Raw genomic sequence first — 12,535 nt, 5'->3', positions numbered from 1 at the left:
GATAGGCGCCCTTCGACAGGCTCAGGGCTACGGTTAAGGGCGAACCTGCTGCTTCTAGCCGCGCCGCTTTCGCGCCCGCGCGATCGACACGCTCTGCACCGCCGCCATCAGGAACAGGATTGCCGCGACAAATCCGCCGAGTGCGGCGACGATATAATAGGTCTGTCGTCCGCCGACCGAATTGGTCGTCATCAGATAATGCGGCGAGGCGATCGGCACCCCCCGTTGCTGGAACGCTGCGACGACGTCGGCGGGCAGGCCGTTCTCGATCAGCACCCCCTGCATATGGTCGGGGAGGAAGATGTTCACGCGCGGCGCTTCCTGGCTGTCGGCGAAGGCATAGCTGGCGCGGTCGATGAAAAAACGCACCGGTGCGTCCTTCGCCGCGCCCTTCGCGACGACGGGGACATAGATGGTCTGATGGTCGATATCGGCCGAACGCGAGCGGAACGCCTCGTCCATCTGCAGCGCGCGGGCGGTGTCGGGGATGGCGCCCGCGAAGATCGCCGAACCGGTCGGTGGCGCGGCGGCGCCGAGCGCGGTGAGGTCGACCGTGGTCGGCGGGTCCGACGGATCGGGCAGTTGCTGCGAAGTGAGATATGCCCCGCCCGCGACGAGCGCGAGGACGCCGCCGCAGATCAGCACGCCCGTGCGCACCCGGCGCAGGATCGGTACCGGATCGTCGCCCGCGATCAGCGACGCCTGGCCCAGCAATTCGCGCTCGCGCAGCACGCGGAAAGCCGGGATCGCCAGGATGAAGGCCGGGACCAAAGCGGTCCAGATCTGTTCGTAACTGCCCCATTTTTCGATCTGCCAGTCCGCGAGCCAGCGATAGAGACCGCTGTAATGGCTATATTCCCACCAGGCCCAGCCCGCGACGAGCGCCAGCCAGATCAAGGCGAGCCAGAAACGCAGCGATGAATGTCGCGGCATGAGCGCGCCCCTTTTTCCCTTCGATCACCCTATCATATCCCGGCGGCGGCTCATCGCAGTGATTTGAACCATAGGGCGGGCGCGTGATAGTCTGCGCCCCGCCGCCGAGTCCGGGTTGACAGCGGCGCCCTCCTTCGCGATAATAGTTTCAATTGAAACTACATTGGGAAAAGATCATGGCCGACCTGTTCGACAATCCGCTGGGCCTCGACGGTTTTGAATTCGTCGAATTTTCGGCCCCCGAAAAGGGCATCCTCGAACCGGTGTTCGAGGCGATGGGTTTCACGCTGATCGCGCGTCACCGCTCGAAGGACGTGCAATTGTGGCGCCAGGGCGGGATCAACCTGATCGCCAATTACCAGCCCAAATCGCCCGCCGCCTATTTCGCCGCCGAACATGGTCCGTCGGCGTGCGGCATGGGCTGGCGCGTGCGCGACGCCGCCAAGGCCTATGCCGAGGCGATCGCGCGCGGCGCCGAGCCCGTCGAGGTCATGCCGGGGCCGATGGAATTGCGCCTGCCCGCGATCCGCGGCATCGGCGGCTCGATCATCTATCTGGTCGACCGTTATGGCGACGACCTCAGCATCTATGACATCGACTTCGTCTATGAGGAGGGCGTCGATCGCCATCCGGTCGGCGCCGGGATGCAACTGATCGATCACCTGACCCACAACGTCTATGGCGGCCGCATGGCGCATTGGGCCGCCTTCTACGAGCGCATCGCGGGGTTCCGCGAGATCCGCTATTTCGACATCAAGGGCGAATATACCGGGCTGACGTCGAAGGCGATGACCGCCCCCGACGGCAAGATCCGCATCCCGCTCAACGAAGAGGGCGCGGGCGGCAAGGGCCAGATCGACGAATATCTGCGCGCCTATAATGGCGAGGGCATCCAGCATATCGCCTTCAGCTGCGACGATCTCTACGCCGCCTGGGACAAGTTGAAAGCGCTCGGCAATCCCTTCGCCCCCGCGCCGCCGGCGACCTATTACGAGATGCTGGACGGCCGGCTGCCCGGCCATGGCGAATCGGTCGAGGGGCTCCAGTCGCGCGGCATCCTGCTCGACGGATCGACCGAGGACGGCGACCCGCGCCTGCTGCTGCAGATTTTCGGCCAGACCGTCATCGGCCCGGTCTTCTTCGAATTCATCCAGCGCAAGAAGGATGAAGGCTTTGGCGAGGGCAATTTCACCGCCTTGTTCAAGTCGATGGAGATGGACCAGATCCGCCGCGGCGCGCTGAATGTCGAGGAACCCGCCGAATGAGCGCCTCTCCCGTCACGCTCGGCGGCGTCCATCATGTCGCCTATCGCTGCAAGGATGCGAAGCAGACGGTCGACTGGTACGGCCGGATGCTCGGCATGACCTACACGACCGCCTTCGCCGAGGATCATGTGCCGTCGACCGGGGCCTATGACCCCTATATGCATGTGTTCCTCGACGCCGGGAACGGCAACATCCTGGCGTTTTTCGAGCTGCCGAACCAGCCCGACATGGGGCGCGACGAGAATACCCCGGCGTGGGTGCAGCATCTGGCGTTCAAGGTCGGCAGCTTCGACGAACTGGTCGCGGCGAAGGCGCATTTGGAAAGCGAAGGCGTCGACGTGCTCGGCCCGACGCACCATGGCATCTTCAAGTCGATCTATTTCTTCGACCCCAATGGCCACCGCGTCGAACTGGCGTGCGACATCGGGACCGCCGAACAATATGCCGAACTGCGCCGCGTCGCGCCGCTGATGCTCGACGAGTGGAGCCAGACGAAAAAGGCGCCGCGCCACGCGGATTGGCTGCACACGGCGGCGAACGAGTAATTTTTCATCCCCTCCCGCCTGCGGGAGGGGCAGCGAGACTTGGAAACTTGTTTCCTAGTCGCAGCGGGGTGGGCAGCTGTGAGGGTGTTGCCCACCCCCGACCCCTCCCGCCTGCGGGAGGGGAGAAGATTGCGCTATTTCCGATCCAGCCCGATGCTCGCCAGCGTCGCGCCGCTGCATTTGTCGGCTTCCTTGGCCTTGCCGTCGCCCGACAGCGCGCCGAGCGCGAGAAAACCCGCGACCACGGCGATCAGGAAAGCGCCGGTGACCCAGATCAGATATTTGTCGATGAACGCCTTGATCGGGGCACCGAACAGCCGGAACAGGATGCCGACGAGCAGGAAGGAAAAGGCGCGGCTGGCGAGGCTTGCCCACAGGAAGGTCCAGAAATTCATGTGGATGAAGCCGGCGGTGATCGTCAGCAGCTTGAACGGGATCGGCGTCGCGCCCTTGATCAGGATGATCTCGGCGCCGAACTCGCGCAAATAGCAGGCGGCGGGCGGGAAGGCGTCGGTCAGGCCAAGCACGCCGAGCAGCCAGAGGCCGACGCTTTCATAGAGGAAGAAGCCGATCGCATAGCCGAACATGCCGCCCGCGACCGACGCGAGGGTGCAGATGATCGCGTAGCGCACCGCCTTTTTCGGGTTGGCGAGGCACATCAGTCCGAGCAGCGGGTGCGGCGGGATCGGGAAGAAACTCGCCTCGACAAAGGCGACCAGCGCGAGCCAATATTCGGCGTGCGGATGCGCCGATTTTTCCATCGTCCAATTGTACAGGCGCTGGATCAGGCCGGGCGGCTTGGCGGTGGCGGTCATGCGGATCCTTGTCGTCGGGTCAGGATGACCACGCCCCCCTATGCCGTTCGTGCCGAGCGAAATAAAGCCCCTCCCCTTCAGGGGAGGGGTTGGGGTGGGGCCTGCGGGATAGCGCAAGGCCGATAGCCCCTCCCGCTGTGACTAGGCAGCAAGCTGCCAAGTCTCGCTGCCCTCCCCTGAAGGGGAGGGTGTATTTCGTTTAATGCCGGAAATGCCGCATCCCGGTGAACACCATCGCGAGGCCGGCTTCGTTCGCCGCGGCGATCACCTCGTCGTCGCGGATCGAGCCGCCGGGTTGGATGACGCAGGTCGCGCCCGCCTCGACCGCCGCGAGCAGGCCGTCGGCGAAGGGGAAGAAGGCGTCGCTGGCGACCGCGCTGCCGACGGTGCGGGCTTCGGCCCAGCCATGGCTCTCGGCGGCCTCGCGCGCCTTGACGGCGGCGATGCGCGCGCTGTCGCGGCGGTTCATCTGCCCCGCGCCGATGCCCGCGGTCGAGCCGCCCTTGGCATAGACGATCGCGTTCGATTTCACATGCTTGGCGATCGTCCAGGCAAAGAGCGCGTCGGTCAGCTCTTCCTCGGTCGGCGCGCGGTCGGTCACGATTTTCAGGTCGGCGCGGGTGATGCGGCCATTGTCGCGGCTCTGCGCCAGCCAGCCGCCGGCGATCGTCTTCATCATAATACCGCCGCGCGCCGGGTCGGGCAGCTCGCCGGTGAGCAGGAGGCGCAGGTTCTTCTTCTTCGCGAACACCGCGCGCGCGTCGGCGTCGGCGTCGGGGGCGCAGACCACTTCGGTGAAAATACCGCTGATCGCCTCGGCGGTCGCGCCGTCGAGGGGGCGGTTGACCGCGATGATACCGCCGAAGGCCGAGACATCGTCGCACTTCAGTGCGGCGTCATAGGCTTCGGTCAGCGTCGCGGCGGTCGCGACGCCGCACGGGTTGGCGTGCTTGACGATGACGCAGGTCGGATCGGCCTCGCGAAATTCGGCGACCAGTTCGAGCGCGGCGTCGGCGTCGTTGATATTATTGTAGCTGAGTTCCTTGCCCTGAACCTGCTCGGCCTGCGCGATGCCGCGCCCGGCGGGACCGGCGGGCAGGTAGAGTGCGGCCTTCTGGTGCGGATTCTCGCCGTAACGCAGTTCGGTCGACAGCTTGGCGGTCAGCGGCAGCGTGTCGGGGAAGAATTTGCCCTGGTCGGCAAAGGCGAACCATTGCGCGATCATGCCGTCATAGGTCGCGGTGTGCGCAAAGGCGGTCGCGGCAAGGCGCTTGCGCAGGCCCAGCGTCGTCGCGCCATTGTTGGCGTCCATTTCGGCGATGAGCGCGGCATAATCCTCGGGCTCGGTGACGATGCCGACGAAAGCGTGGTTCTTCGCCGACGAGCGCACCATCGCCGGGCCGCCGATGTCGATATTCTCGATGATCGTGTCGCGGTCGGCGCCGCTCATCACGGTCTGGAGGAAGGGGTAGAGGTTGACGACGACGAGGTCGATCGCGCCGATGCCGTGCGCCTCCATCGCCGCGACATGCGCCGCGTCGTCGCGCACCGCGAGGATGCCGCCGTGGACGGTGGGGTGCAATGTCTTGACGCGGCCGTCCATCATCTCGGGGAAGCCGGTGAGGTCGGAGACGTCGAGCACCTCGTGCCCGGCCTCGCGCAGCGCCTTGGCGGTGCCGCCGGTCGACACCAGTTCGACCCCGTGGCGGACGAGCGCGGCGGCAAGCTCGGCGAGCCCCGCCTTGTCGCTGACGGACAGCAGGGCGCGGCGGACGGGAATCAGGTCGGTCATGGGGAAGGCGGCCTTTGCAGGATGGGAAAGACGCGGCCCCCCTAGGCGTGAAGGGACGTTAGGGCAAGCGTCGTCGCCCCCGCGAAGGCGGGGGCCGCTGGCAACTTTGCGCTAGGCCTCTTGCGGCCCCCGCCTTCGCGGGGGCGACGGATATCAGATTCCCAGCGCCGCCGCGATCTGGTCCCAGCGCACCAGTTTGAAATTCTGTGCCCGGGGGGCGTTGTCGCCGTCCTGCGCGAGGAAGATGCCGTCGGGGTAAGCGGGGCCGAAATGGCCCGCGACCGCTTCGATCCCGTCGGTCTCGCTCGTCGCGCCAAAGGCGCCGGCGGTCACCGCGAAGCGGCCGACATAGTCCATGCTCGGCAGTTTGAAGACCGCATAGGCATTGTCGCCCTGGCTCGATGCGAGCAGGTAGCGCTGGCCCTTGTGATCGATCGTCGCGAGACCTTCGACGTCGGCGACGAGGCGCTGGTTGTCGACCGGCGCAACCATCTTTGCGTCGACGCCCGCGCCATTGGGGGTGAGCCGCCAGATGCCGGCGTCCTCTTCGCCAACGTACAGCGTGTCGCCGTCGAAGACGCAGCCTTCGGACTGGGTCGGAATCTTATGTTCCCATTGCGCCGCAAAGCGCGGCGCGGCGCCATCGGTCACGGTCAGCGTGCCGGCGCGCACGGTACCGTCCTTGACGATCAGCGCGGCGGTCAGCGGTTCGCCCGGCGCACTCTTCTTGAGGCAGAGGCCATAGGCTTCGCCGGTGCCGGCGGCGGCGCGGCCGAGCGGGGTGAGCGACGGCTTGTCGGGGTCGAGGCGGAACAGCGCGAGATGCGCGTTGACGCCGTCGTTGCGGTCGCTGGCGACGACGATATTGCCCGCGACGTCGACATTGTTGACGAGGCCGCCCTTGATGAAGGCGACGTCCTTGCCGGTGAGGTCATAGACGTGGATGCCGGCTTTTTTGTCGGTGGCGATGATCAGCGCGCGATGGGGGTTGGCGGGGTCGACCCAGATCGCCGGATCGTCGGCGGCATCGGCGCGGCCGGTGCCGACCGGCGCGGTTTCGCCGCTTGCGGTGACCGCCACCGGCGGCAGCCCGGTGATGACCGGCTCGACCTGCCCGGCCGCGCATCCGGCGGTCATGCCTGCGAAGGCGAGCGAAGCCAGCAGCTTCCAGTTGCGGACGGCGGTCATGGTCTTTTCCCCTGTTTTCCATTGGCGATGGCGATTGGCCGCGCGCCCTTCCAGCAAAGTGACGCGGCGTCAATCCTACAATATTTCCGTCACTTAAGCGTCATCAATGCGTCACACGGCTCGCCGCAAACTGTCACACCCGCCCCCTAGAGGCCCGGCAACCAAACAGGGGGTCCGACACCATGATTCGTATTTTCAGCCTGCAATCCGCCGCCGCGCTCGCACTCGCCACCGCGCTGATTTCCGCTCCTGCCGCCGCGCAGGACGCGCCGCTGCCGGTCGACGAGAATAGCGACGGCACGATCACCAGCGCGCAGGATATCGTCGTCCTCGGCTCGATCGGTTATCGCAACCGCAGCGAGGATCAGGTCGAGCCCGTGCTCACCTATGACAGCGAGTTTTTCCAGCGCTTCGAGCCGCTGACCGCCGGCGACGCGCTGAAGCGCGTGCCGTCGGTGACCTTTCTGTCGGACGTGATCGAAAGCGATGGCGCGCGGCTGCGCGGCCTGCCGCCGGGCTATACGCAGATCCTGATCAATGGCGAAAAGGTGCCGGGATCGAACGCCGACCGCAGCTTCTTTCTCGACCGCATTCCCGCCGAGCTGATCGACCGCGTCGAAATCGTCCGCTCCTCGTCGGCGCGCCGCACCGGCGACGCGGTCGCGGGCACGCTCAACATCAAGCTGCGCGACGGCTATGAACTCGACGGCGGCTATCTGCGCGCCGGCGGCCTCTATTTCGACGACAAGGAACTCGAACCCAGCGTCGGCGGCGTTTTCGGCGGGGCGCTTGGCCCGGGCCGCTTCCTCATCGGCGCCAATTTCCAGGGTCGCCACAATCCGAAGAAAAAACTGTCGCTGCGTTATGGCGATTCGCCCGAGAATAATCCGGACTATGCGACCGACGATTTCGACAATCGTGAAGACCAGCGCGACACCCGCGACGGCAAGGATTATTCGGTCAACGCGACCTATGACATCAAGGGCGACACGACCGATTTCTCGATCAATGGCTTTTACGTCCATACCGACCGCGTCGAGGACGAGCGCAGCTTCGAATATAACGACGCGACCGCGATCAACGGTCCGGTCCGCGCGACGCCGCCGGGCAATCTGACCGTCGATAACGCCAATGTCGCGCGGATCAACCAGGACAATTACAGCGTCAACGGCAAGCTCGCGCACCGCTGGTCGCTCGGCGAAACGAGCCTGAAGGTCGGGCTGTCGCAGTTCGACGAAGACCGGTTCGAAACCGAATATGAGGTCGAATTCGACCGCGCGCTCCCGCGCTTCACCGGCGACCAGACGCTGAGCGCGATCAAGGACAAGGAATTTTCGGTCAAGCTCGAGCATGAAGTCGCGCTGGGCGAGGACGCCAAGCTGGTGTTCGGCGGTTTCTGGCAGGACAAGGACCGTTCGACCGCGATTCTCGAAGCTCCGCGCGACCGCTACAATCTGACCGTCGCCGATCGTCAGGGCTATGATCAGTTCAACCGCAACCCGACCGAATTCGTCCGCACTTTCGGCGCCTTCGTGCCGGCCGCCGGCGGCCTCAACAGGATCGAGGAAGAACGGCTCGACGGCTTTGTCCTCGTCGAGGGGCGCAGCGGCGCTTTCGCCTGGGAAGCCGGCGTTCGCTATGAAACGACCGACCTGACGATCGACGACCTGACCCCGCCGGCGACGCGCTTCACCAATGATTATGAAGAGTTTCTGCCGTCGGCGTCGTTCAAGTTCGACGTCGGCAGCGGCGGCCGGATCACCGCTTCGGTCGCGCGCACCAGCCGCCGTCCCGAATTCAACTTCCTGTCGCCCGCGCTGCTCGAGGCCGAATATGGCGACAATGACCTGCTCGGCAATCCGCTGCTCGACCCCGAAACCGCTTGGGGTTTAGACCTTGGTTATGAACAGCGCCTCGGCCGTTCGGGGATCGCGGGGGTCAATATCTTCTATCGCAAGGTCAACGACCTGATCGAGCTGACCAACACCGGCGACGAAGGGTCGGAGGGCGACGGCACCTTCATCTTCCAGCCGCAGAATGTCGGCGACGGCAAGGTTTACGGGATCGAGTTCGATCTTTCGACCGACCTCGGCTTTCTCGGCCTGCCCGACACCGGGGTGTTCGGCAATCTGTCCTTCCTCGACAGCGAGATCACCGACCAGTTCGGCGAGCGCCGTTTCAACGGCCAGTCGGACTATGTCTATAACGTCGGCTTCATCCAGGATGTGAAGTCGGTCGGCGCGGCGTTCGGCGCGACCTATCGCAAACAGGGCGGGGCGTTCGATCGGGTGATCGGCGAAGAGGTGTTCACCAGCTATGGCGCCGACCTCGAAATCTTCGTCGAAAAGCGTTTCGGCAAGAGCTTCACGATCCGCGCGGTGGGCTCGAACCTGCTGAACGGCGCGAAGCGCGAGGTCTTCAACAAGTTCAACACCGTCGAAGACCAGAATGATCGCAGCTTCGACGAATATGAGCTGGAAAAGGAAACCGCCGGCCCGGTGTTCCAGCTGATCGCGCGCTATGCCTTCTGAGCCACCCGACAACCGGCGCTCAGTCCCTTGGGCGCCGGTTGTCGGTATCATTCCTTCGTCATCCCGGGCTTGACCCGGGGCCCGCCTTATTCGCCAGGACAAGGCAGGCCCCGGGTCAAGTCCGGGGTGACGGATGGTGATGGAGTCGGCGCGCCCTTTTGACGCGCGCGTCAGCCGATATGCTTGAAGATCCAGCCGATGCTGGCGCCGCCGGCGGGGGCCACGCCGGTGACGACGAGCTGTTCGCTCGGATGCGGGCGGCCTTCGCCGTCGACCCATAGGCTTTCCTCGACCTCGAGCGCGCCTTCGCTGGTGCGGAATTGCCATAAGGGTCCGCCGTTGATCCGCAGCAGGGCACCCAATTTGTCGGCGGTCAGGCTCGCCGAAAGCGCGGGCCCGAGGTGGAAACGCAGCACGAAATTCTTGTCGCCCTTGCGGCGGCTGCGCGGCGCCGGCAGCAGCTGGTCTTCGCCGCGCAATTCGCGGCCGTTGGGGGCGAGGATCAAGAGGCGGCGGTGGATCAGGCCGTGGCGGCGGGCATAGCCGTCGTGGCTCATTTCGAGGCGGCTGCCCTGCGGCGTCTCGCGCCGGTCGAGCTCGACCTCGGTCACTCCCTTGCCGAGCGACCCGCTCGCCAGGATGGCGGTCGAATTGCTGTCGGCGAGGATCAGCGTCGAATGGGCGGCGGTGGTGCGCAGCCCGCGCGCGAGATCCTCGGGGATCGTCGCGCCGGTCAGCGCCGCGCCGCCGCAATTGACGATGATGCGGTCGGCGCCGTCGGAGAGTTCAAACGCCAGCGTCGAGGCGCAACCCGCTTCGGTCACGCGGGCAATGGGGGGAGGCGCGGCGTCGGCGAGCAGCACCACCTTGTTTGCGACGAGCCGCTGATAGCCCCAGTCGCGCGCCTGCTTCAGCGGCCGGGTGCGCACGCCGCTGGCGGTGACGATCGCCTGGATCGCTTCGGCCGACGTCGCGCCGCTGCCCTGCCAGCTTCCCATGCCGCCGTCGGCATGGACGAGGCCGAGCAGCGCGGGCACGGTGCGCGCCAGCACCTCCTGCAGGAAAGGCGGCACCTCCATGCGGCGCATATCGTAGATGCGCGCGAGCATCGCCAGCGCCATGATCGCGTCGAGCTGCGCCTGCGGCGAGCGCGCGATATTGCCGCCGTCGGCGTAGAAGCTGGTTTCCAGCACCTTGCGCAGCCCCGCCTCGCCAAAGATCTGCCGCGGTTCGCCGCCGGGCATCAGCAGCGACGCGGCGACGATGCCGGTCCAGGCGACGAGTTGGCCGATGCCGGGGCGCGTCTTGTCGGCGACGCGGTCGAGGTGGCGGGCGGCGCGCGCGAGATGGTTGAGCACCGCTGAACGATAGATGAGGTCGCTCGACGACAGGATCAGCGGCGCATGGAACGCCCAATAGAGGATGCGCCAGCCGGTGTTGTCGGCGCGCCAGGCGGGTTCGCTGACGGTTTCGCCATGCGCGGTGAGCCAGTTGCGCACCATCGCCTCGGCGATCGGCGCGCCGTCGGCGCGGGCGCCGGTCGCGGCGAGGTCGCGCAGCCAGGCGAAGCTGTGGAGATAGTCGGCAAAGGTCGGCGCGACGGCGAGCGCGGCGAAGTCGAGCTCGCCGAGCGGCTGCTTGAGCCCCCGGTGGAGGAAATGCCCGGCGCGGATCGCGGTGCCGGCGCGGGTGTCGCCGGGGATCGGGTCGGTCGGCACGCCGAGCAGCTTGAGCGGGAAGCGCCCTTTCAGGCGGAAGGCGTGCAACGGGGTGCGCCAGGTCAGGCGGGTGAAATGATTGGCGATGCGGTCGCCGAGCGACAGGCCCTTTTCGGCGGGCAGGCGGATCAGCCGTTTGCCGGGTTCGATCGTGTCGTCGATCGGCGGGGTATCGTCGCCCGCATCGGGAAGCTGGTCGATGGGGGCAGAGGTCAAGGCTCTTCCCTTCACCGATCAGGCGCCGCGGAGGCTTCGGATATTGTCGGCGTAAGCGTCGGGGCCGCCGCGGAATGTCGCGGTGCCGGCGACGAGGACATCGGCGCCCGCGGCGATCGCCAGCGGCGCGGTCGCGACGTCGATGCCGCCGTCGACCTCGAGCCGGATGTCGCGGCCCGACTTGTCGATCATCTTGCGCACCGCCTCGATCTTGCGGAGCTGGCTGGTGATGAAGCTCTGCCCGCCGAAGCCGGGGTTGACGCTCATAATCAGCACCAGGTCGATGTCGTCGATCAGATAATCGAGCATCTTGGCCGGGGTCGCGGGGTTGAGCGACACGCCCGCCTGCTTGCCCAGCGACTTGATGTGCTGGACGGTGCGGTGGATGTGCGGCCCGGCCTCGGGATGGACGGTGATGATGTCGGCGCCGGCTGCGGCAAAGGCGTCGAGGAAATGGTCGACCGGGCTGATCATCAGATGGACGTCGAAGGGCAGGGTCGAATGCGGGCGCAGCGCCTTCACCACCGCGGGGCCGATCGTCAGATTGGGGACGAAATGGCCGTCCATCACGTCGATATGGACCCAGTCGGCGCCGGCGGTTTCGATGGCGCGGACTTCCTCGCCCAGCTTCGCGAAATCGGCGCTGAGGATCGAGGGGGCGATGCGGACGGGTTGCGGTGCGGCGGACATGGGGATCGGCCTTAACCGTGTCCATCTTGGGGGGCAAGCGGCCCCTAGGGGCTAGCGGTGGAAAAGCGGCCTTATCGCCAGCGCCATCCGCCCTCGGTCCGCGCGCGGTAGATCGGCAGCGGGGCGAGGCCGGTGAGGATCACGACGATCGTCATCAGCACCGGCCGCTCGCGCAGCAGCACCGTGATTCCGGTGATCAGCGCGATATGCAGCGCCATCAGCAGCCAGCCCTGCCAGGCGATCGGCAGGCCGGCGCCGTAACCCCGGCTCTTGGGCCGGAACCAGGGGCGATTGTCCAGGAACAGGTGCAGCATGTCAGTTCTCCTCTTTCGGTGGCCGGCCGCGCTTTGCGGGGGCCGGCGGTTTGACGCTCACCCCGCGCCGCGCCAGCGCCTCGCGCAGCAGCACTTCGATCTCGGCATTGGCGCTGCGCAGTTCGGCGGCCGCCATCCGCTCGATCGCGGCGTAGAGCGCCGGATCGAGGCGGAGGGCAAAGGCCTTTTTGGACGGCGCCGCCATCCTGCGGCCTCAGTAGAGCGACCCGGCGTTGACCACCGGCTGGGTGTCGCGTTCGCCGCACAGCACGACCATCAGGTTCGACACCATCGCCGCGCGGCGCTCATCGTCCAGCTCGACGACATTCTTTTCGCTGAGCATGGCGAGCGCCATCTCGACCATGCCGACCGCGCCTTCGACCAGGGTCTTGCGCGCCGCGACCACCGCCTGCGCCTGTTGCCGGCGCAGCATCGCCCCGGCGATCTCCTGCGCATAGGCCAGGTGGGTGAAGCCACATTCGTCGACGGTGATGCCTGCCGTCACCAGCCGCGCGATCAGCTCGGTGC

General features: G+C 66.3%; 11 protein-coding genes and 1 pseudogene. 3 read left to right on the top strand and 9 right to left on the bottom strand.

Going from position 1 to position 12,535, the window contains the following annotated elements; all coding sequences use genetic code 11:
• Nucleotides 1-54: 54 nt before the first annotated feature.
• Nucleotides 55-933: a hypothetical protein gene (locus ACREB7_RS18855; protein ID WP_431593806.1), complete on the bottom strand. Its 879-nt coding sequence runs from the start codon at nt 931-933 to the stop codon at nt 55-57.
• A gap of 176 nt (nt 934-1,109) precedes the next feature.
• On the opposite strand from ACREB7_RS18855, the gene hppD reads away from it, so the two are divergent.
• Both hppD and ACREB7_RS18845 read left to right on the top strand, forming a co-directional pair.
• Nucleotides 1,110-2,198, top strand: a complete 1,089-nt coding sequence (hppD, locus tag ACREB7_RS18850) for a 4-hydroxyphenylpyruvate dioxygenase (RefSeq protein ID WP_431593805.1) — start codon at nt 1,110-1,112, stop codon at nt 2,196-2,198.
• Complete coding sequence (locus ACREB7_RS18845; RefSeq protein WP_431593804.1) at nt 2,195-2,743, top strand: VOC family protein; 549 nt, start codon at nt 2,195-2,197, stop codon at nt 2,741-2,743. The genes hppD and ACREB7_RS18845 overlap by 4 nt, the downstream gene beginning before the upstream one ends.
• Nucleotides 2,744-2,877: 134 nt before the next feature.
• Here ACREB7_RS18845 and ACREB7_RS18840 read toward each other — a convergent pair whose 3' ends face one another.
• From ACREB7_RS18840 to ACREB7_RS18830, 3 genes are all read right to left on the bottom strand, one after another.
• On the bottom strand, nt 2,878-3,531 hold the full coding sequence (locus ACREB7_RS18840) for a YqaA family protein (RefSeq protein ID WP_431593807.1): 654 nt from the start codon (nt 3,529-3,531) through the stop codon (nt 2,878-2,880).
• 226 nt (nt 3,532-3,757) lie between these two features.
• Nucleotides 3,758-5,350, bottom strand: coding sequence for a bifunctional phosphoribosylaminoimidazolecarboxamide formyltransferase/IMP cyclohydrolase (gene purH / locus ACREB7_RS18835; RefSeq protein WP_431593803.1), 1,593 nt, complete (start codon nt 5,348-5,350; stop codon nt 3,758-3,760).
• Nucleotides 5,351-5,503: 153 nt separating this feature from the next.
• Nucleotides 5,504-6,538 carry a phytase gene (locus tag ACREB7_RS18830; RefSeq protein ID WP_431593802.1) on the bottom strand — a complete coding sequence of 345 codons (1,035 nt, stop codon included), beginning with the start codon at nt 6,536-6,538 and terminating at the stop codon, nt 5,504-5,506.
• Between the two features lie 182 nt (nt 6,539-6,720).
• On the opposite strand from ACREB7_RS18830, the gene ACREB7_RS18825 reads away from it, so the two are divergent.
• A complete protein-coding gene (locus tag ACREB7_RS18825; protein ID WP_431593801.1) occupies nt 6,721-9,069 on the top strand; it encodes a TonB-dependent receptor plug domain-containing protein in 2,349 nt (782 codons plus the stop codon).
• Nucleotides 9,070-9,239: 170 nt separating this feature from the next.
• Here the strand turns inward: ACREB7_RS18825 and ACREB7_RS18820 are convergent, their stop codons facing one another.
• The 5 genes and pseudogenes from ACREB7_RS18820 to ACREB7_RS18800 form a co-directional block, all read right to left on the bottom strand.
• A complete protein-coding gene (locus ACREB7_RS18820; RefSeq protein WP_431593800.1) occupies nt 9,240-11,003 on the bottom strand; it encodes a heparinase II/III family protein in 1,764 nt (587 codons plus the stop codon).
• A gap of 18 nt (nt 11,004-11,021) precedes the next feature.
• On the bottom strand, nt 11,022-11,693 hold the full coding sequence (gene rpe, locus ACREB7_RS18815) for a ribulose-phosphate 3-epimerase (RefSeq protein ID WP_431593799.1): 672 nt from the start codon (nt 11,691-11,693) through the stop codon (nt 11,022-11,024).
• Between the two features lie 71 nt (nt 11,694-11,764).
• The gene (locus tag ACREB7_RS18810; RefSeq protein ID WP_431593798.1) at nt 11,765-12,007 is read right to left on the bottom strand and encodes a hypothetical protein; all 243 of its coding nucleotides are present in this window, start codon (nt 12,005-12,007) and stop codon (nt 11,765-11,767) included.
• Between the two features lies 1 nt (nt 12,008).
• Complete coding sequence (locus tag ACREB7_RS18805; protein ID WP_431593797.1) at nt 12,009-12,212, bottom strand: toxin-antitoxin system HicB family antitoxin; 204 nt, start codon at nt 12,210-12,212, stop codon at nt 12,009-12,011.
• 9 nt (nt 12,213-12,221) lie between these two features.
• Nucleotides 12,222-12,535: pseudogene (locus tag ACREB7_RS18800) on the bottom strand (SPFH domain-containing protein); the annotation flags it as partial.

This window comes from Sphingopyxis sp., assembly GCF_050725615.1.
In the GTDB taxonomy this organism is placed as follows: Bacteria; Pseudomonadota; Alphaproteobacteria; order Sphingomonadales; family Sphingomonadaceae; genus Sphingopyxis.
This window is presented reverse-complemented; position numbering and strand designations above follow the sequence as displayed.